General features: G+C 73.8%; 17 protein-coding genes. 5 read left to right on the top strand and 12 right to left on the bottom strand.

Annotation, left to right across the window (positions count from 1 at the left end; genetic code table 11):
* On the bottom strand, positions 1–1,053 hold the full coding sequence (gene lipA / locus AC1WTP_RS22495) for a lipoyl synthase (protein ID WP_447139211.1): 1,053 nt from the start codon (positions 1,051–1,053) through the stop codon (positions 1–3).
* Between the two features lie 355 nt (positions 1,054–1,408).
* On the opposite strand from lipA, the gene aspS reads away from it, so the two are divergent.
* Complete coding sequence (gene aspS / locus AC1WTP_RS22490; RefSeq protein ID WP_481651249.1) at positions 1,409–2,695, top strand: aspartate--tRNA(Asn) ligase; 1,287 nt, start codon at positions 1,409–1,411, stop codon at positions 2,693–2,695.
* A 34-nt stretch (positions 2,696–2,729) separates the two neighbouring features.
* On the opposite strand, the gene nadE is transcribed toward aspS, so the two are convergent.
* From nadE to AC1WTP_RS22470, 4 genes are all read right to left on the bottom strand, one after another.
* Positions 2,730–3,554, bottom strand: a complete 825-nt coding sequence (nadE, locus tag AC1WTP_RS22485; RefSeq protein WP_481651248.1) for an ammonia-dependent NAD(+) synthetase — start codon at positions 3,552–3,554, stop codon at positions 2,730–2,732.
* A 19-nt stretch (positions 3,555–3,573) separates the two neighbouring features.
* The gene (locus AC1WTP_RS22480; protein ID WP_481651247.1) at positions 3,574–3,966 is read right to left on the bottom strand and encodes a VOC family protein; all 393 of its coding nucleotides are present in this window, start codon (positions 3,964–3,966) and stop codon (positions 3,574–3,576) included.
* A gap of 9 nt (positions 3,967–3,975) precedes the next feature.
* Positions 3,976–4,614 carry a lipoyl(octanoyl) transferase LipB gene (gene lipB, locus AC1WTP_RS22475; RefSeq protein WP_481651246.1) on the bottom strand — a complete coding sequence of 213 codons (639 nt, stop codon included), beginning with the start codon at positions 4,612–4,614 and terminating at the stop codon, positions 3,976–3,978.
* A 62-nt stretch (positions 4,615–4,676) separates the two neighbouring features.
* Positions 4,677–6,497 (bottom strand): DUF6311 domain-containing protein, encoded by a 1,821-nt coding sequence (locus AC1WTP_RS22470; RefSeq protein WP_481651245.1) that lies wholly within the window; start codon positions 6,495–6,497, stop codon positions 4,677–4,679.
* A 243-nt stretch (positions 6,498–6,740) separates the two neighbouring features.
* On the opposite strand from AC1WTP_RS22470, the gene AC1WTP_RS22465 reads away from it, so the two are divergent.
* Entirely contained in the window at positions 6,741–7,934 is a 1,194-nt protein-coding gene (locus AC1WTP_RS22465; RefSeq protein WP_481651244.1) for an extracellular catalytic domain type 1 short-chain-length polyhydroxyalkanoate depolymerase, read from the top strand.
* A gap of 49 nt (positions 7,935–7,983) precedes the next feature.
* Here AC1WTP_RS22465 and AC1WTP_RS22460 read toward each other — a convergent pair whose 3' ends face one another.
* Together AC1WTP_RS22460 and AC1WTP_RS22455 are read right to left on the bottom strand one after the other, a co-directional pair.
* Complete coding sequence (locus tag AC1WTP_RS22460) at positions 7,984–8,883, bottom strand: TIGR01777 family oxidoreductase (RefSeq protein WP_481651243.1); 900 nt, start codon at positions 8,881–8,883, stop codon at positions 7,984–7,986.
* Positions 8,884–8,941: 58 nt separating this feature from the next.
* Positions 8,942–9,940: an aldo/keto reductase gene (locus tag AC1WTP_RS22455; RefSeq protein WP_481651242.1), complete on the bottom strand. Its 999-nt coding sequence runs from the start codon at positions 9,938–9,940 to the stop codon at positions 8,942–8,944.
* A gap of 53 nt (positions 9,941–9,993) precedes the next feature.
* Here AC1WTP_RS22455 and AC1WTP_RS22450 point away from each other — a divergent pair, with 53 nt between their 5' ends.
* A complete protein-coding gene (locus AC1WTP_RS22450; protein WP_481651241.1) occupies positions 9,994–10,446 on the top strand; it encodes a MerR family transcriptional regulator in 453 nt (150 codons plus the stop codon).
* A gap of 48 nt (positions 10,447–10,494) precedes the next feature.
* Here the strand turns inward: AC1WTP_RS22450 and AC1WTP_RS22445 are convergent, their stop codons facing one another.
* The 4 genes from AC1WTP_RS22445 to lpdA all read right to left on the bottom strand — a co-directional run bounded on the left by AC1WTP_RS22445 (position 10,495) and on the right by lpdA (position 16,323).
* Positions 10,495–11,415, bottom strand: coding sequence for a TIGR03621 family F420-dependent LLM class oxidoreductase (locus AC1WTP_RS22445; protein WP_481651240.1), 921 nt, complete (start codon positions 11,413–11,415; stop codon positions 10,495–10,497).
* A gap of 74 nt (positions 11,416–11,489) precedes the next feature.
* Complete coding sequence (locus AC1WTP_RS22440) at positions 11,490–12,821, bottom strand: low temperature requirement protein A (protein ID WP_481651239.1); 1,332 nt, start codon at positions 12,819–12,821, stop codon at positions 11,490–11,492.
* Between the two features lie 192 nt (positions 12,822–13,013).
* Positions 13,014–14,858 (bottom strand): 2-oxoglutarate dehydrogenase, E2 component, dihydrolipoamide succinyltransferase, encoded by a 1,845-nt coding sequence (gene sucB / locus AC1WTP_RS22435; protein WP_481651238.1) that lies wholly within the window; start codon positions 14,856–14,858, stop codon positions 13,014–13,016.
* 73 nt (positions 14,859–14,931) lie between these two features.
* A complete protein-coding gene (gene lpdA / locus AC1WTP_RS22430; RefSeq protein WP_481651237.1) occupies positions 14,932–16,323 on the bottom strand; it encodes a dihydrolipoyl dehydrogenase in 1,392 nt (463 codons plus the stop codon).
* Between the two features lie 180 nt (positions 16,324–16,503).
* On the opposite strand from lpdA, the gene AC1WTP_RS22425 reads away from it, so the two are divergent.
* Positions 16,504–16,833 carry a hypothetical protein gene (locus tag AC1WTP_RS22425; RefSeq protein ID WP_481651236.1) on the top strand — a complete coding sequence of 110 codons (330 nt, stop codon included), beginning with the start codon at positions 16,504–16,506 and terminating at the stop codon, positions 16,831–16,833.
* A gap of 151 nt (positions 16,834–16,984) precedes the next feature.
* Here the strand turns inward: AC1WTP_RS22425 and AC1WTP_RS22420 are convergent, their stop codons facing one another.
* Positions 16,985–18,556 carry a leucyl aminopeptidase gene (locus tag AC1WTP_RS22420; RefSeq protein WP_481651235.1) on the bottom strand — a complete coding sequence of 524 codons (1,572 nt, stop codon included), beginning with the start codon at positions 18,554–18,556 and terminating at the stop codon, positions 16,985–16,987.
* A gap of 161 nt (positions 18,557–18,717) precedes the next feature.
* On the opposite strand from AC1WTP_RS22420, the gene gcvT reads away from it, so the two are divergent.
* Positions 18,718–19,848: a glycine cleavage system aminomethyltransferase GcvT gene (gcvT, locus tag AC1WTP_RS22415; protein WP_481651234.1), complete on the top strand. Its 1,131-nt coding sequence runs from the start codon at positions 18,718–18,720 to the stop codon at positions 19,846–19,848.
* Positions 19,849–19,986: the final 138 nt, after the last annotated feature.

The raw sequence follows: 19,986 nt of genomic DNA, 5'->3' as shown, positions 1-19,986 counted from the left end.
TCAGCCGGCGGTGGCGACCGCGGCGCCCTTGCGGGCCTCGAGGGCCTGCTGATAGAGCCGGCCGGCGCGGTACGACGAGCGCACCAGCGGCCCGCTCATCACCCCGGCGAAGCCGATCTCCTCGGCCTCCTCGCGCAGCTCGACGAACTCCTCCGGCTTGACCCAGCGGGTGACCGGGTGGTGCCGGGTGGAGGGGCGCAGATATTGCGTGATGGTGATCAGCTCGCAGCCGGCCTCGTGCAGGTCGCGCAGCGCCTGGGAGACCTCGGCCCGCTCCTCGCCCATGCCCAGGATCAGGTTGCTCTTGGTGACCAGGCCGGCGGCACGGGCCTGCCGGATCACGTCCAGCGAGCGCTCGTAGCGGAACGCCGGGCGGATCCGCTTGAAGATCCGCGGCACGGTCTCCACGTTGTGCGCGAGCACCTCGGGGCGGGACCCGAACACCTCGGCGAGCTGCTCCGGGACGGCGTTGAAGTCGGGGATCAGCAGCTCCACGCCGCAGCCGGCCTGGAGCGCGTGGATCTGGCGCACCGTCTCGGCGTAGAGCCAGGCGCCGCCGTCGGGCAGGTCGTCCCGGGCCACGCCGGTGACGGTGGCGTAGCGCAGGCCCATGGCGGCCACCGACTCGGCGACCCGGCGCGGTTCGTCGGCGTCGAACTCGGCCGGCTTGCCGGTGTCGATCTGGCAGAAGTCGCAGCGGCGGGTGCACTGGTCGCCGCCGATGAGGAAGGTGGCCTCCCGGTCCTCCCAGCATTCGTAGATGTTGGGGCAGCCGGCCTCCTGGCACACGGTGTGCAGCCCCTCGCGCGAGACGAGCCCGCGCAACTGGGTGTACTCCGGGCCCATCTTGGCCTTGACCTTGATCCACGGCGGCTTGCGCTCGATCGGCGTCTCGGCGTTGCGCGCTTCGATCCGCAGCATGCGCCGCCCCTCGGGGGCGGGCGTCGCGGTGCGCGCGGCCGGGCCGGTCGTCGGCGCGGAGTGCTCGATCGTCACGAATCCGAGCCTACGCCGGACGGCCGCCGTCGATGTACGTCGGGCGACCGGCGTCACGCCGCCGGGCTTGTGACGGTCGACACCCGCCCACTCCGAAAAGGCGTCACATCCGGGCCGGCCGGCCTGCTACCGTCCCCGGCAAAGCTGTGACGGAGCCGAGTAGCGGGCCGATCCGCCAGCCCAGAGAGCCGCCGGTTGCTGCGAGGCGGTCTGGCGCCGGCCCGCGAAGACCCTCCCGAGCTGCGGGAAGAACGGCGCGCGCGCCCAGTAGACCCCGCCCGGCTGGCCCCGGTCACCAGGCGACGAACGAGGCCCCCGTGCGCGGGGGCGAAGGTGTGGTGGCACCGCGAGGTTCCCGCTCGCCCACACCTCCCGGGGATGGCGTTGCGACCAGACCGAGGAGGTAACCGCCGTGCAACGCGTCCTGTCCCACCAGCTTCCCGCCCAGGTCGGCGCGCCCGTCCGGATCGCCGGCTGGGTGCACCGCCGCCGACTGCTCAAGTCGGTGGCCTTCCTGATCGTCCGGGACGCCGCCGGGCTCGCCCAGGTGGTGGTCACCGACCCGGCCGTCCGCGCCCAGGTGGCGGCGCTGACCGAGGAGACCGTCGTCGAGGTCACCGGCACGGCGGTCGCGAACGACACCGCGCCCGCCGGGGTCGAGGTCACCGCGCCGGTGGTACGACCGCTCGGCCCGCCCGCCGAGCCGCCCCCGTTCGACCTCTACCGGCCGGCGCTGACCGCGACCCTGCCCACCCAGCTCGACCACGCGCCGGTCGCGCTACGCCACCCGACCCGCTCGGCGGCGCTGCGCGTCTCGGCGGCGGCGGTGGCCGGCTTCCGTGCCGCGCTCGACGGCCGCGACTTCGTGGAGATCCACACCCCGAAGGTGGTCGGCTCGTCCACCGAGAGCGGGGCGGACGTGTTCGGGCTGGACTGGTTCGGCCGGCCCGCGTACCTGGCCCAGTCGCCGCAGTTCTACAAGCAGCTGATGGTGGGGGTGTTCGAGCGGGTCTACGAGGTCGGGCCGGTGTTCCGGGCCGAGCCGCACGACACCGTCCGGCACCTGGCGCAGTACACCTCGCTCGACGCCGAGCTGGGCTTCGTCGCCGACCACCGGGACGTGATGGCCGTGCTGCGCGACGCGCTCGCCGGAATGCTGGGCAGCGTCACCGGGCGGGCCGGTGCCGCGCTGGCCACGTTGGGCGTCACCGCCCCCGCGGTGCCGGCGGAGATCCCGGCCGTGCACTTCACCGAGGCGCTGAAGATCGCCGGGGCGCCGGCCGACGAACCGGACCTGGCCCCGGCGCACGAACGCGCGCTGGGGGAGTGGGCGCGGCGCGAGCACGGGTCGGAGTTCCTCTTCGTCACCGGCTACCCGATGGCCAAGCGACCGTTCTACACCCATCCGGACCCGGCCCGGCCGGCCTACTCCAACGGCTTCGACCTGCTCTTCCGGGGCCTGGAGCTGGTCACCGGCGGGCAGCGGCTGCACCGGCACGCCGACTACCTGGCCGCGCTCGCGGCGCGCGGCGAGCCGGTCGAGCCGTACGCCGGCTACGTCGACGCGTTCCGGCACGGCATGCCGCCGCACGGCGGCTTCGCCATCGGCCTGGAGCGCTTCGTCGCCCGGCTGACCGGCGCGGCCAACGTCCGCGAGGTCACCGCCTTCCCGCGCGACCTGCACCGGCTCACGCCGTGACCGGTGGGCGGATCAGGTCCCGCCCGCCGGCACGCTAGGGCGCGATCGGGAGGCGGCGCTTGTGGTCCGTGGCCCGGTAGCGGGCCACCAGCGCCGCCTCCACCTCCGCCGGGACCGGCCGGCCCTCCAGGTAGTCGTCGATGTGCTCGTACGCCAGGCCGAGCGCGTCCTCGTCGAGCTTGCCGGGAGCCAGGGTCTCCAGGTCGGCGGTGGGCGCCTTGCCGACCAGTTCGGCGGGGGCGCCGAGCGCCGCGGCGAGCGCGCGGACCCGGCGCTTGGTCAGCCCGGTCAGCGGGACGACGTCCGCCGCGCCGTCGCCGTGCTTGGTGAAGAAGCCGGTGACCGCCTCGGCGGCGTGGTCGGTGCCGACCACCAGCCCGTCCGCCGCCCCGGCCACCGCGTACTGGGCGATCATGCGCTGCCGGGCCTTGATGTTGCCGTGCACGAAGTCCTGGTGGGCGGCGTCCCGGAAGGTCAGCCCGCCGGCGACCAGCGCGTCCAGGGCGGCGTCGGCGGCCGGTTTGACGTCGACCGTGAGCACCCGGTCCGGCCGGACGAACTCCAGCGCGGCCTGCGCGTGGTGCTCGTCGGCCTGCACCCCGTACGGCAGGCGCATCGCGACGAAGACGGCCGGGTGCCCGGCGTCGCGGGCCCGTTCCACGGCGAGCTGACAGAGCCGGCCGGCGGTGGTGGAGTCCACGCCGCCGCTGATGCCGAGGACCAGCGCCGCCAGCCCGGTGTCGACCAGACGGTCGGCGAGGAAGACGATCCGGCGCTCGATCTCCTCGGCGGCGTCGAAGGTCGCCGACACCTGGAGCTCCTCGGCGATCCGCCGCCGGGTCGACAGCACGTCGGTCATCGGGGCACCGTTCTCCGTCTCAGGCGGGACCGAGCAGGTCCCAGGGGTTGCCGGCGAGGTCGCGGAAGACGGCGACCCGGCCGTACGACTCGGTGTGCGGGGGTTTCACGAACTCCACCTTCGCCTCGACCATCCGCCGGTAGGTGGCGTCGAAGTCGTCGACCTGGAGGAAGAAGCCGACCCGGCCGGCGGTCTGCGCGCCGACCGCCGCCTCCTGCCGCTCGCCGTCGGCGCGCGCCAGGAGCAGCCCGGTCCCGCCGCCCGGCGGGCGGACCACCACCCAGCGCTTCGGTCGGCCGTCGAAGGTCTGCGAGGGCTTGTCCTCCGCCAGCTCGAAGCCGAGCACCTCGGTGAAGAAGGCGATCGCCGGGTCGTACTCGGCGACGACGAGGGTGACGAGATCGATCCGCATGGCCACCGGTCAGGCCAGCAGCGCCGGCAGCCGGCGCTCGACCACGGGCAGCACGTCGGCGACCGTGACCGGGCGGCCCAGCTCGGCGGTGAGCGAGGTGACCCCGGCGTCGCGGATGCCGCACGGCACGATCCGGTCGAAGTGGCCCAGGTCGCAGTCGCAGTTGATGGCGAAGCCGTGCAGGGTCACCCCGCGGGCGACCCGGATGCCGATGGCGGCGACCTTGCGGGCCGGGCCCCGGTCGTCCTCCGGCACCCAGACCCCGCTGCGCCCCTCGACCCGGCCGGCGGTCAGCCCGAACTCGGCGCACACGTCGATCAGCAGCTGCTCGGTGCGGCGGACGTAGGCGACCACGTCCACCGGGTCGGGCAGGCGCAGGATCGGGTAGCCGACCAGCTGCCCCGGGCCGTGCCAGGTGATCTTGCCACCGCGGTCCACGTCGACGACCGGGGTGCCGTCCACCGGACGGTCCCACGGCTCGGTGCGCTTGCCCGCGGTGTAGACGCTCGGGTGCTCCAGCAGCAGCACGGTGTCACCGCGCTCGCCGGCCACCACCGACTCGTGCAGCCGGCGCTGCTCGTCCCAGGCGGCCTGGTAGTCGAGGAGACCGGCGCGGACGGCCGTGAGGCCGGGGGTCGTCGTGGTCACGGCGTCCAGCCTAGTCCCGTACTCGCCGGTCACCTGGGGTGAGCCGGCTCACCACGGGCGGCTCAGGCCGGCGGGACCCGCCACAGCCAGACGTCGTCCACCCGCTGCGGCTCGCCGAGCAGCGCGGTCACGGTGCGGCGCACGGTCTCCTCGTGCACGTCGTACTTCGCGCCGTGCACCCGGTCCGGCAGCACCACCACCTCGACCCGCCAGTGCCGCAGGTCGGCGCGGACCGCGGTGACCGAGCCGGCGGTGATGATCGGCACCAGGCCGTCCCGGCCGGCCTGGTGCACCAGGGTGTCGAACAGGCGCGGGACCGGGCCGATCCGGCCCCGGCCGTCCGGCCCGCCGGGGCCGAGGAAGAACCCGGACGGGATGGCGAACTCGCCCTGCCGGTGCGAGAGGGCGTACGCCTGCCAGCGCTGGCCGTCGGGGTAGACGTCCAGGGTCAGCGGCACCGGGGTGAGCACCCCGCCGGGGGAGACGTACTCCCGCCAGGTGCCGGCGGTGATGAACCGCGGGATCGGCTCGCGCTCGGTGGTCAGCAGGGGCGTCGGCACCAGCGGCACCAGCGCCACGGCGAACCCGACCGCCCAGGCCAGCCTCGCCGACCGGTGCCGGGGCGGGTCGGCGCGCAACCGGTCGACGGCGTACGCCAGCAGCAGCCCGATCATCGGGGCCACCACCAGCGCCAGCCGCGCGGGCAGGGCGGCGTTCACCACCGGCAGCTGCCCGACCAGGTCGAAGGGCATCGGCAGGTCGGTGCGGCGACCGTCGACCTTGGCCTGCGGCCCGAAGGAGAGCAGGGTGAAGACCACCGCGGTGACCCCGATCGCCCAGAGCGTGGCCCGGCGGCCCGGGTCCGCGCGCCGCCACAGCGCCACGAAGCAGGCCACCGCGAGCACCAGCAGCGGTACGCCGAAGAACGAGTTCTCCTCGGTCGGGTTCGGCGCCAGCCGGGTGCCCAGCCCCACCTCACCGGCGAGCGACCGGCGCGGGTACGCCCCGTACGAGGCCACGTCCTCGGAGTGGATCACCGCGTCGAAGCCGGTGCCGTGGAAGCGCTGCGGGCCGGCGAAGTGCAGCCAGAGCGGGTAGGCCAGCAGCACCCCGGCGACCACGGCGGTCACCGCCAGCCCGCGCAGGAAGGTCGGCAGCGCGGCCCGGGCCTCGGCGCGGCGGGCCGGGTGCAGGGCCCAGACGGCGAGGAAGACGCCGAGCGCGAGGGCGGTGAAGAAGAGCCCCTCGGCCGCGATGGAGAAGGCGACCGCCACCAGGACGCCGAGCACCACCCCGTCGCGCAGCCAGTGCTCGGGGCGGCGCAGCGCGAACACCCGCCAGACCAGCAGCGGCACCAGCCAGCCGGCGGTCCAGTTCAGGTGGGCGTTGGCGTGCGAGACCATGCCGGGGGAGAAGGCGATGAACAGCGCGCCGACCGCGGCGGCCAGCGGGCTGCGCACCAGCTGCCGGGAGAGCAGCCAGTACCAGGCCAGCGCGGTGGCGACCAGGTTGAGGGTGAGGATCACCAGGAACGTCGCCGGCGGCCCGACCAGGTAGGTCAGCGGGGCGAAGACCGCGGCGTACACGGTGATCGAGGTGTTGACCGCGAGGTTCACCCCGTCCGGCACGTTGACCAGGTACGTGAAGAGCGGGTTCTCCCCGTGGGTCAGCGCGTGCCCGCCGAAGGCCAGCAGCCACTCGAAGAGCGCCTGGTCGCTGGAGTTGACCGTGATCGTGCGGACGTTCGGGTCCCGCCACAGCCCGCTGGTCACCCAGCCGGCGAGGGCGAGCGCGGCCAGCGCCACGAGCAGGTCGGCCCGCCGGTCGCGGGCGACGCGCGGGGGCGAGGCGGGCGAGGGCGCCAGGGACGGGGAGATCGGCACGCAGCGGACGTTACCAACCGGACCTGGACACGCCGGTCAGACCCGAAGGCTCGGCCGCTGTGTCGGGGCCACCCGGGCGCCCCGCCGTGCCGACCGGCCGGAACGCCCGCCGGCGAAGCCGCCGCACACCTCGATCACGATGAATATGTGAGCGTGGCCCATGTCACACCATCGACACATCGACGTAACGTCGCGGCAATTCGCGGGTGACCCAGTTCACAATCCCCCGTCAGGAGGCCCCCCGTGCGCCGCTCCCCATCCCTGCTCGCCCGGCTCACCGGCGCCGTCGCCGGTGCCGTGCTCGTCGCCGCGGCGGCGTTGACCGTCGCCGCGCCCGCCCAGGCCGCCAGCCTCACCCAGGTCACCGGTTTCGGCTCCAACCCCGGCAACCTCGCCATGTACGCCTACCGGCCGGACAACCTGCCGGCCAACGCGCCGGCCGTGGTGCTGCTGCACGGCTGCACCCAGAACGCCGCCGGCTACTTCGCCAACTCCGGCTGGCAGAAGTACGCCGACCAGTGGAAGTTCGCCCTGATCGTGCCCCAGCAGTCGAGCGCCAACCAGCCGCTGAGCTGCTTCAACTGGTTCGTCGAGGGGGACATCACCCGGGGCCAGGGCGAGGCGCTGTCGATCAGGCAGATGGTCGACTACGCGAAGAACACCTACGGCACCGACGCCAGGCGGGTCTTCGTCAGCGGGCTCTCCGCCGGCGGGGCGATGAGCGCCGTCATGCTCGCCACCTACCCGGACGTCTTCGCCGCCGGCTCGGTCATTGCCGGCCTGCCGTACCGGTGCTCGCCGCCGGCGTCGACCAGCACCTGCCAGTACAGCGGGGTGGACAAGACCCCGACCGCCTGGGGTGACCTGGTCCGCGCGGCCTACCCCGGCTACTCCGGCCCGCGGCCCCGGGTGTCCATCTGGCACGGCACCTCCGACTCGACAGTGGTCCCGGCCAACGCCGTCGAACTGCGCGACCAGTGGACCAACGTCCGGGGCGTCCCGCAGACCCCGACCAGCACCGCGTCGCTGGCCGGCAACACCAGCCTCGAGGTGTACGGCAACAACGACGTCCGCCTCTACCGGGTCGCCGGCATGGGCCACGGCACCCCGGTGGACCCCGGGTCCGGCGCCGAGCAGTGCGGCAGCACCGCCGCGTACTTCCTGGACACCATCTGCTCGACCTACCGCGACGCGGTCTTCTTCGGCCTGAACGGCGGCGGGACCGACCCGACCCCCACCAGCCCGACGCCGACCCCGACCAACCCGCCCACCTGTGTCACCGCCAGCAACTACGCCCACGTCACCGCCGGCCGCGCCTACCACTCCGGCGGCTACGCCTACGCCAACGGCTCCAACCAGCGGATGGGCCTCTACAACACCTTCAACACCAGCACCCTCAAGCAGACCGGCCCCGACTACTGGGTGATCGGCTGCTGACCCCTGAGAAGGAGGGCCCTTCCCGACCCGACGGGAAGGGCCCTGCGCGTCACTCGGTGAGCGCGGCGTGGAGGGCGCCGGGGAGGTCGGGATGCTGGTAACCGAAGCCGGCGGCGGTGAGGACGCCGGGGAGGACCCGGGAGCTGGAGAGGGCCTCGGTGGAGAAGCCGCCGAGCACCACCTTCAGCGCCAGCGCCGGGATCGGCATGAACGCCGGGCGGTGCAACTGCCGGGCCAGCTCCCGGGTGAACTCGGCGTTGGTCGACGGCGCCGGACCGACCATGTTGACCGGTCCGGCCACCGTGTCGGAGGCGAGCAGGAACACCGTGGCCGCCAGCCAGTCCGCCATCGAGATCCACGGCCACCACTGCCGGCCGCTGCCCAGCTTGCCGGAGACGCCCAGCCGCATCGGCAGCAGTTGCGGTTTGAGCATCCCGCCGTCGCGGTGCAGCGGCAGCCCGATCCGCAGCCGCACCACCCGTACGCCCGCGTCCTCGGCCGGCCGGGTCGCGGCCTCCCAGACCCGGCAGACGTCGGCCAGGAAACCCTCGCCGGCCGGCGCGTCCTCCTCCACCGCCCGGTCGCCGGTGTCGCCGTACCAGCCGACGGCCGACGAGTTGAGCAGCGCCTTCGGCCGGTCCTCGGCGGGCAGGCCGGCGATGGTGATCGCCAGCGTGGTGGTGGTGTCCACCCGGCTGGAACGGATCACCTGCCGGTACTCGGCGTTCCAGCGCCGGTCGCCGACCCCGGCGCCGGCCAGGTTGACCACCGCGTCGGACTCGGCGACCAGCGCCGGGTCGAGCTGCGCCGCCGACGGGTTCCACTGCCGCTCGCCCGCGCCGCGTGCCGGCCGCCGGACCAGCCGGGTGACCTGGTGCCCGTCGGCGACCAGCCGGTCCGCCAGCCGGGTGCCGAGGAAGCCGGACGCGCCGGCCATCAGGATCCGCATACCCATATCTTCGGATACGGGCCGCGGCGCGGATGCGTTGAGGCGGGTGGACCTTCTCTCACCCCACCGGTGCCGGCCGCAGGTCGGCGAGCAACCGCTCGACCTCCGCGTACGCGTCGGCGGGCAGCGGGCCCAGCCCGAGCGTGGCGAAGTTCTCCTCGGCCTGGGCGACCGTGCGGCAGCCGGGGATCGGCACCGTCCGGGGGCTGCGGGCCAGCAGCCAGCCGAGCGCGCCCTGGGCGAGGGTACGGCCGTCCGCGGTGAGCGCCGCCCGGACCTGCTCGACCCGGGCCTGCCACGCCGGCGTCGGCCGCCCGTCGGTGAACCAGACCAGCCACTCCGGCGCCATCCCGCGCACGTCGTCCCGGCCGACCGCCCGCTGCGAGCCGGTGAGCAGCCCCATCGCCAGCGGCCCGCGGTTCAGGCTGGCCAGGTCGTACGCGTCGCAGACCGCCAGCGTGGCGGCGTTGTCCAGCAGCACCGACTGGTCGTGCTGCACGGCGGCGCAGTGCGGGCCGGCCTTCGCGAACGCCTCGGCCGAGGCGGGGTTGTCGGTGCTCCACCCGTACGCCCGGATCTTGCCCTGGCCGACCAGGTCCTCCAGCGTGTCGACCAGGTCGAGCGCGGCGGTGGCCGGCAGGTCGTTGATGTGCAGCTGGTAGAGGTCGACGTGGTCGGTGCCGAGCCGGCGCAGCGACTCCTCCAGGCTCTGCACGCAGTAGGCGGGACCGGCGTCGGTGCCCGTCCACCGCCGGGTCGCCTCGTCGGCGCGGTTGCCGAACTTGGTGGCGATCACCGCCCGGTCGCGGCGGCCGGCCAGCGCCCGACCGAGGACCCGCTCGCTGTGCCCGGCGCCGTAGTTGCTGGCCGTGTCGAAGAGGGTCACGCCCGCGTCGAGCGCGGCGTGGATGGTGCGGACGGACTCGTCGTCGTCGACCTCACCCCAGCCGAACGGCTGGCCGCCGTCGCCCCACAGCGGTCCGCCGATCGCCCAGCACCCCATGCCGACCGCGCTGACCTCGATCCCGCTGCGACCCAGTGTCCGTATCATAGTCATGCGCCCAGCCTTCAACCTGGAGCGCGCTCCAGGTCAAGCGTTACGCTGCCGCCATGCCCGGCTACGCCCCCTCCGAAGCCGCCCGCCGCAGCGGGTTCAGCCTCGACACCCTCCGGTACTACGAGAAGATCGGCCTGCTCAGCGGCGTCGGCCGCACCTCCGCCGGCCGGCGGGTCTTCACCGACGAGGACCTCAGCTGGCTGGTGCTGTTCCGCTGCCTGCGCGACACCGGCATGCCGATCGCCGAGATGTGCCGCTACGCCGAACTCGCCCGCGAGGGCGACCACACCGCCGGTGAGCGGAAGGCGCTGCTCCAGCGGCACGCCGAGCGGGTCGAGGAGCAGATGCGCCTGCTCCAGCGCCAGTATGACCACCTCCGCGAGAAGATCCGCTTCTACGAGCGCCAACCTGGAGCATCGGTCCTCACGGGGGTACGTGCCCACGACGACCAGACGCAGCACCGGACTACCGGGGTTGGGGGCGATACCTGTCAGTCATCAAAATGACTCACAGGTATCACGCTCGACCGCAACAGGCGCCGTCCGGCCGGTCCCTCAGCCGGCGTGGGCCAGCCGGGCGAGCACCGGGGTGAGCGGGTCGAGCGCGTCCCTGCGGACGACGAAACGGGTGACGCCCCAGCGGCGCCGGTGCTCGGCCACCGCCGCGACGATCTCGTCCTCGGTGCCGATCAGCACGAACGGGGTGGCCAGCAGTTCGGCGACGGTCAGCCCGGTCTCCTCGGCGGTCTGCGCGGCGGCCCCCTCGGCGTCGTCGGTCACCACGACCCGCTGCACCAGGGCCTCCAGCACCGGCGGCTCGGCGCGCCCGGCCGCCCCGGCGGCCACGCACTCGAGCTGGTGCTCGATCTCCGCCGCCCGCCAGCGCACCTCGTGCTGGTGCCCGTCCGGCAGGGTACGGCCCAGCCCGGCCAGCCCGACCACGTCGGCGTGCTCACCCGCCCAGCGCAGCAGCGCGGAGTTCGCCCCGCCGAAGGTCAGCGGGATCCGCCGCACCGGGCGCGGGGTCTCCAGCCGGGCCGCCCGCATCGCCAGCTCCGGGGTGTCGACGGTGACCTCGTCGCCGTCGAGCAGAGCCCGTACCGCCTCGGCGACGGCCACGCAGCGCCGGACCCGGCCGGCGACGTCGGGGCGCTCCCGGCCGATCGCGCGCCACTCGGCCGGGGTGTGGCCGGCACCGAGGCCGAGTCGGGCCCGGCCGCCGGAGAGCAGGTCGAGGGTGGCCACGTCCGAGGCGAGCAGCATCGGCTCGCGGACACCGGCGTTCGACACGTACGACCCGAGCCCGATGGTGGAGGTCACCGCCGCCGCCGCGGCCAGCGCGACGAACGGCGACGCGACCGCGCCGGGGTGGTCGGCGGCGAGCAGCGCGTCGTAGCCGGCCGCCTCGGCCCGCCGGGCCAGGTCGAGCCAGCCCGGGCCGTCGGTGGGCTGCGCCTGGAGGGAGAAGATCGCCATCCGCCCACCCTGCCGCCCGCGCGGCCCGCCCGGCCACCCGATCCGCCCCCGTTCTGCTAGAGGCAGACCGCCCCTCAGGTCGACGGCTCGTTCTCGACGTGTTCGTGCCAGCGGGCGCGGACCTCGGCCTCGTGCGCCTCGTGCTCGGCCTTCTCCTGGAAGACCACGTCGCGCAGGGCGCGCCGGGAGTCGGCCATCACCACCACCTCGACGGCGACCAGTCCCACGCAGATGGCGGTCAGCAGGCCGAGGGCGGCCAGCCCGGGCAGTCGGCCGGCGACGGGGATGGCGGCGACGAGCAGCACGACCGTGCCGAGCCGGGACCAGGAGACGGTGCGCAGGGTGCGCAACTGGAAGAGCATGTTCGCGGACAGGTAGCAGGCCACGCCGCCGAAGAGCAGCGGCACCCCGGGGCCGTGCGGCGGCTCGCTGACCGGCACCTTCGGGTCGGCGATCTCGTGCACGATCTCCTCGGCGCCCAGCGCGAACAGGATGATGCCGGCGATCATCACCAGGTAGAAGTAGGCGTAGGCGTCCCGGGCCATGGCGACCCGGGAGCGGCCCTTGGCCACGTGCAGCGCGATCCGGGCGGCCGGCCCGATCACGTCGTAGTGCGCCCACCACAGCGCGGCGGTGAAGAAGATGCCGAGCACGGCCGCCGCAACCGCCGGCCAGGTCGGCGGCTGGCCGAGCAGGTTGCTGCCCACGCCGACCGAGATCACCGACTCGCCCAGGGCGATGATCAGGATGAGGTCGTACCGCTCGGTCCAGTGCTCGGCGGAGGTGACCGTCCAGCCCCAGGCGCCGGCGACCAGGCCCATGCCGTACTGGAGCACGACCACGGTGATCCAGAGACCGTCCCGCACCATCCCGCCCAGGTCCGGGTCTTCGATCATCGGCGGGATCAGCGCGGCGGCGACCAGCAGCACGGTGCTGGCCACCAACTCGGGCGAGTACTTCAGCAGCAGCCGGCGCTCGCCCGGCCGCTCCTTGGCGACGTGCCAGTAGAGCAGCAGGTGCACGGCGCGGATCGCCACGTAGCTGAGCGCGACCACCAACGGCCCGGCGGCCATCTCCTGCGTCGGGCCGAACGCCTGGGGGAGGGAGAGCGCGAAGCAGAACAGGGCCGCCATGGCGACGACCATCAGCGCCGGGACGAAGCCCTCGCCGAGCCGCACCCGGGTGGCCACCACGCAGTGCACCACCCAGATCCACCAGAGCACGGCGAGCACCAGCATGGCGTGCAGCAGGCTGCGGCCGGAGACGTCCATCGCGGTGGCCCGGGTGATGATGAAGAACGAGAAGACGAAGACCAGGTCGAAGAAGACCTCGAACCGGTCCACCCGGGCGCCGGGGGCGATCGCGATGGCCGGACCCAACCGTCCGCGCCACCGGTCTCCGCCCATCAACCCACTGTCGCAGCGCCCCCACCGCCGGGGGGCCGAAATCCGGCTCAGCCCGGCCAGCACCTCCTCCGGACCCGGAGGCCGCGGAGCGGCTCTGGCAGGTCTCCGAGGAGACCCGCGGGGCCGCCTGACCGCCCGCCGGGACGACGAAGGGCGCCCCGGTCCCCGGGGCGCCCTTCGCGTGCTACCGAACTACAGGCCCAGCTCGGCCTCGAAGTTGCCGGCCTCCAGCCGCTCCTTGACCGCGACCAGGAAGCGCGCCGCGTCCGCGCCGTCGATCAGCCGGTGGTCGTAGGAGAGGGCCAGGTAGACCATCGACCGGACCGCGACGATCTCGCCCAGCTCCGGGTCGTTGACCACGACCGGCCGCTTGACCACGGCACCCGTGCCGAGCATCGCCGACTGCGGCGACGGCACGATCGGGGTGTCGAAGAGCGCACCCCGGCTGCCGGTGTTGGTCAGCGTGAAGGTCGCCCCGGCGATCTCGTCCGGGCTGATCTTGTTGGTCCGGGTCCGCTCGGCCAGGTCGGCGACCCGCTTGGCGATGCCGCCCAGGTTCAGGTCACCGGCGTTGTGGATGACCGGCACCAGCAGGCCCCGCTCGGTGTCCACGGCGATGCCGAGGTGCTCCGCGTCCGGGTAGGTGATCGTCCCGCCCTCGAGGTCCATCCGGGCGTTGACGATCGGGTACGCCTGCAGCGCCTCGACGGCGGCGAGGGCGAAGAACGGCAGGAAGGAGAGCTTCACGCCGTGCCGCTGGAGGAACGAGTCCTTGGCCCGGGCCCGCAGCTTGGCGATCCTGGTGACGTCCACCTCGATCACCGTGGTGAGCTGCGCCATCTCGTGCAGCGACTCGTGCATCCGCTTGGCGATGGCCATGCGGATCCGCGGCAGCTTCTCGGTGGTGCCCCGCTTCGTGCTCGGCTGCGGCTTCGCGGCCGGCTTGGCCGGGGCCGCCGCCGGGGCGGGCTGCGCCGGGGCCGGCGCGGCCTTGGCCGCCTTGGCCCGCTCGGCCGCCTCCAGCACGTCCTGCTTGCGGATCCGGCCACCGACGCCGGTGCCGTTGACCGAGGACAGGTCGACGCCGTGCTCGCTGGCCAGCTTGCGCACCAGCGGGGTCACGTAGCCGGCCGCCTCCTCGCCGCCGCCGGCCGGGGCGGGCGCGGCCTGGCGCTGCGGGGTCGGGGCGGCCGGGACCGCCCGCTGCTCGGCCTGGGCCGGCTGCGCCGCGACCTCGGCCTCGGCCGCCGGCTCGTTGTAGGACAGGCCCGGGGTCGGCTCCTGCACCTGGGGCTCGGGCGCCGGCGCCGGCTTCGCCTCGGGCTTGGGCTCCGGCTTCGGCTCCGGCTTCGGCTCGGGTTTCGGCTCCGGCTTCGGCTTCGGCTTCGGCTCGGGCTTCGCCTCGGCCGGGGCGGCGCCGGCGGCACCGATCACGGCCAGTTCGGCGCCGACCGGCGCCGTCTCGTCCTCGGCGACCTTGATCTCCAGCACCGTGCCGGCGACCGGGGACGGGATCTCGGTGTCCACCTTGTCGGTGGAGACCTCCAGCAGCGGCTCGTCCACCTCGACGGTCTCGCCGACCTGCTTGAGCCAGCGGGTGACCGTACCCTCGGTGACGCTCTCGCCGAGGGCCGGCAGGGTGACCGGGGTGCCCCCGCCCGACGGCGCCGGGGCGGCCGGGGCCGGCTGCTCGACGGCCGGCTGCTCCGCCTCGGGCTGCGGCTGCGCGGCCGCCTCGGCGGCCTGCTCGGCCGGCTGCTCCTGCGGCGGGGCGGCCTCGCCGCCACCGGCGGCCTCGCCCTCACCGGAGATCACCGCGAGTTCGCTGCCGACCTCGGCGGTCTCGTCCTCGCCGACCACGATCCGGCTCAGCACGCCCGCCGCGGGGGACGGGATCTCGGTGTCGACCTTGTCCGTCGACACCTCGAGCAGCGGCTCGTCGACCTCGACGGTGTCGCCCTCCTGCTTGAGCCAGCGTGTGACGGTGCCCTCGGTGACGCTCTCGCCGAGCCGGGGCATGGTGACCGATACCGGCATCTCTTACGACTCCTTCATTCCCCTGGTGCGATCTCGCCCGTCTGCCGCCGGACGCCGCGGAATCAGTTTTCGATCAGGCGTGCGCGTGCAGCGGCTTGCCGGCGAGGGCCAGGTGCGCCTCGCCCAGGGCCTCGTTCTGCGTCGGGTGGGCGTGCACGAGCTGCGCCACCTCGGCCGGGTACGCCTCCCAGTTGTAGATGAGCTGCGCCTCGCCGATCAGCTCACCGACCCGGGCGCCGACCATGTGGACGCCGACCACCGGCCCGTCCTCGACCCGGACCAGCTTCACGAAGCCGGCCGTCTTGAGGATCTGGCTCTTGCCGTTGCCACCCAGGTTGTAGTTGTAGGACTTGACCTTGTCCGCGCCGTACTGCTCCTTGGCCTTCGCCTCGGTCAGGCCGACCGACGCCAGCTCCGGGTCGGAGTAGGTGACCCGCGGGATGCCGGCCTCGTCGATCACGGCCGGGTTCTGGCCGGCGATCTCCTCGGCGACGAAGATGCCCTGCTGGAAGCCCCGGTGCGCGAGCTGCAGGCCGGGCACGATGTCGCCGACCGCGTAGACGTTCGGCACGCCGGTGCGCAGCCGCTCGTCGGTCAGCACGTAGCCGCGGTCCATCTTCACGCCCTGCTCCTCGTAGCCGAGGTTGGCCGTGTTCGGGCCGCGGCCGACGGCCACCAGCAGCAGCTCGGCCTCGACGGTCTCGCCGCCGGCGATGGTCACCTTGACGCCGTTGTCGGTCTTCTCGACCTTCTCGAACGGCTTGCCGACCTTGAAGTTGATCTTCCGCTTGCGGAAGGCCCGCTCCAGCGCCTTCGACGACTCCTCGTCCTCGGCGGCGACCAACCGGGGCAGCGCCTCGACGATGGTGACGTCCACCCCGAAGGACTTCCAGACGCTGGCGAACTCGACGCCGATCACGCCACCGCCGAGCACGATCGCGGAGGTGGGGACGCGGTCCAGGGTCAGCGCGTGGTCGCTGGTGATGATCCGCTCACCGTCGATCTCCAGGCCGGGCAGGCTCTTGGCGTACGAGCCGCTGGCCAGGATCACGTTGCGGCCGGTGTAGCGCTTGCCGTCGACCTCGACGGCGTTCGGCGCGACCAGCTTGCCGGCGCCGGCGACGAAGGTGATGTTCTTCGCGCCGCCGACCAGGCCCTGCAGGCCCTTGTACAGCCGGGAGACGACCCCGTCCTTGTAGGAGTTGACCGCCGCCATGTCGATGCCGACCAGCTCGGCCTTCACCCCGAACTGCTCCGACTCGCGGGTCTGGTCGGCGATCTCGGCGGCGTGCAGCAGCGCCTTGGTCGGGATGCAGCCGTTGTGCAGGCAGGTGCCGCCCAGCTTGCCCTTCTCGACCAGCGCGACGGAGAGGTTCAGCTGGGCGGCCCGCAGCGCCGCCGCGTAGCCGCCGCTGCCACCTCCGAGGATGACGATGTCGAAGGTTGCGTCGTTCGGCTCGCTCACGTCCAACTCCCAGGTCGCGTCGCTGCATCGGGGGTCACGGCGGGGTCGTGCGGACACACCCCACCTCGGTCATCTTGTCACCACCGGGGACAGGGCGCGTAGTGAGGTGCCCAACGACACGTCCGCGACACGTACGCTTGGCGCGACCTTCGATGGACGCAGCATGGGGGAGACGGTTCGGTGGGACTGTTCCGACGACGCAAGAAGGCTCGCACGGCAAGCCTCGACCGCGCCGCCGATCGCGCCGATCTGGACCATCTCGAGAACTTTGTCCGGAGCAGGCGCGGGGTCGAGGCGTACATCGAGCCCCGGACCACCGTCACCGAGACCACCGTGATGCTGATCGCCGACGACGGGGAGTGGACCCGCCGCCGGATCGACGGCCCGGACGGCGCCCGGCGGTTCGCCTTCCGGATGGGCATCCCGGTCTACGACGTCCGCCTGATGGGCTACCCCCAGCGCATGCGTGACTTCAACGAACGCCGCAAGCGCCGCCCGGAACTGTACTGACGGGTGGCGGCGACAACGTCAGGGAAGTTGCTGCCTCCCGGCGCGTCGAGGCAGCAACTTCCCTGAAGTTGTGGTGCGGGGCGCGGGGCGCGGGATGTGGCGAGGCCCCCTGCCGCGCGGTGCGTGGCAGGGGGCCTCGTTCGTGGTCGGGTCAGCCGTTGGCGGCGATGTCGTCGACCAGGTGGACCAGGGTGCGGACCGGGACGCCGGTGCCGCCCTTGGTCCAGTAGCCGGTCGGCTCGCCGGAGTGGTAGCCCGGCCCGGCGATGTCGATGTGCGCCCAGGCGACGTCGTCGGTGACGAACTCGCGCAGGAACACCCCGCCCTGGAGCATGTGACCCGCCCGGTCCATGCCGGCGTTGACCTGCGAGATGTCGGCCACGTCGGAGTCCATGCCCTTGCGCACGTCGTCCGGCAGCGGCATCGGCCAGGCCGGCTCGCCGACCGCGTCGCCGGCGACCTTCACCCGCTCGCACAGCTCCGGGCTGCCCATCACGCCGGCGATCCTCTTGCCCAGCGCGATCACCTGCCCGCCGGTGAGGGTGGAGGTCTCGAAGAGGTAGTCGCAGCCGTCCGCGCAGGCCCGGGCGATCGCGTCGGCCAGGATCATCCGGCCCTCGGCGTCGGTGTTCAGCACCTCCACCTTCTTGCCGTTGAACATGCTGATCACGTCACCCGGCCGGTACGACGTGCCGGACGGCATGTTCTCCGCCATCGGCAGGTACCCGGTCACCGCCACGGACGGCTTGAGCGCGGCGATCGCCAGCATGGCCGCGCCCACCGCGGCGGCACCGGCCATGTCGGACTTCATCTCCCACATGCCCTGCGCCGGCTTGATCGAGATGCCGCCGGTGTCGAAGGTGATGCCCTTGCCGACCAGCGCGACCCGCTTGCCGGTGCCGCCACCGGCCGGGGTGTAGCTGAGCTTCACCAGCCGCGGCGGGGCCTCCGAGCCCTGCCCGACGGCGATGATGCCGCCGTAGCCGCCGGCGCGCAGCGCCTCGGAGTCCAGCACCTCGACCTCGAGCCCGGCCTCCCGGGCGGCGGTGGCCACCGCGTCGGCGAAGGCCGGCGGGCGCAGCTCGTTCGGGGCGGTGTTGACCCAGTCCCGGCTGCGCCGGACCGCGCCGGCGACCGCCTGGGCGCGGGTCACCTCGGCCTGGGCGGCGGCGTCACCCGCGTCCGGCACGGCCACCAGCACCTCGGCCACCGGCTCGCGGCGGGCCGGCTGCGGCCGGGTCTTGTAGCCGGCGAAGCGGTAGCCGCCGAGCAGCGCGCCCTCGGCCACCGCGCGGAGCGCGGCCGTGGCGTCGGTGTCGTCCGGCACGGGCAGGGCGAGCGCCACCCGGGGCGCGCCGGCCAGGGCCCGGACGGCCGCGCCGGCCGCCCGGCGCAGGGTCTCCGGCGCCGGGGCGGCGCCTGACGGCTCCGGGCCGAGCCCGACGGCGGCGATCACCGGGGCGGTCACGGTGCCCAGGGTGGCCAGCTTGACCACCTCGCCGGGGCCGCCGGTCGCGCCGAGCAGCGCCAGCGTCTCGGTCAGCTTGCCGTCGAAGGCGGCGGCGATGCTCTCCGCGCCACTGGCGAGCAGCAGGGTGCCGGCGAGGCCGCTGGTGGCGTCCTGCTCTCCGGTCTGGCTGTGCACGCCGATCACGATCGCGTCGACGGCGAGCTCGGCGGGGTCGGTGTCGACCAGGCTCAGGGTGGTGCTGGGCGATGTCACTGAAGCTACTCCGGGCGGGCCGGGCCGGCCGCGTCGTCGCGTACCGGCGATGAAGGTCTCCGGCGGACCGTACCCGCCGGACGTCGGGGCTGTCCCGCCGACAGCTCCGGCGGGTCCCGCCGATGCTAACCAGCCGGTCCGGTGACGGTAAGTTGCCACCCATGACCGACGTGACTTCCGACGCCGCCGCGACCCGGCTGCGCCGTTCCCCGCTGCACGAGCGGCACACCGCTCTCGGCGCCAAGTTCGCCCCGTTCGGTGGCTGGGAGATGCCCCTGGAGTACGCCGGCGGCGGGGTGCTCAAGGAGCACGCCGCGGTGCGTACCGCGGTGGGCGTCTTCGACGTCTCGCACCTGGGCAAGGCGCGGGTGAGCGGGCCCGGCGCGGCGGAGTTCGTCAACGCCTGCCTCAGCAACGACCTGGGCCGGATCGGGCCGGGCCGGGCGCAGTACACGCTCTGCTGCGATGACGCCACCGGCGGCGTGGTGGACGACATCATCGCCTACCTGCACGGCGACGACCACGTCTTCCTCATCCCGAACGCCGCGAACACCGCGGAGGTGGTGCGCCGGCTGCGCGCCGCCGCGCCGCCGTCGGTCACGGTCACCGACGAGCACGAGGCGTACGCCGTCCTCGCCGTGCAGGGCCCCCGCTCGGCCGAGCTGCTCGGCGCGCTCGGGCTGCCCACCGGGCACGAGTACATGAGCTTCTCCACCGCCACCCTCGACGGGGTGCCGCTGACCGTCTGCCGCACCGGCTACACCGGCGAGCTGGGCTACGAGCTGGTGGTGCCGGCCGAGCACGCGGTCGCCGTCTGGGACGCGCTCTTCGCCGCCGGGGCGGCGTTCGAGCTGCGCGCCTGCGGGCTGGCCGCCCGGGACACCCTGCGCACCGAGATGGGGTACCCGCTGCACGGGCAGGACCTGTCGCTGGAGATCAGCCCGGTGCAGGCCCGCTCCGGCTGGGCCGTCGGCTGGGACAAGCCGGCCTTCTGGGGCCGCGACGTGCTGCGCGCCGAGAAGGCGGCCGGCCCCCGGCGTACGCTGCGCGGCCTGGAGGCCGTCGACCGGGCGATCCCGCGCGCCGGGATGACCGTGCACGTCGGCGACACCCGGGTCGGCACGATCACCAGCGGCACCTTCTCGCCGACCCGGAAGCAGGGCATCGCCCTCGCCCTGCTCGACACCGCCGCCAACCTCGCCGACGGCGACCTGGTCGAGGTCGACATCCGCGGCCGCCGCGCCCAGATGCGCGTCACCCGCCCCCCCTTCGTCCACCCCTCCGTCAAATAACCCCGACCCCTCCCGGGGGTCACCGCGTTGATCATGAGGTTAGCGGCGGTTTCCGAGATCGACATCGCCGCTAACCTCATGATCAACAGTGCGGGGCAGGTCCGGGTGGGAGGGGCGGGCGGGGTGGGAGGGGGGTGG

Source organism: Micromonospora sp. R311 (assembly GCF_056780015.1).
This window is presented reverse-complemented; position numbering and strand designations above follow the sequence as displayed.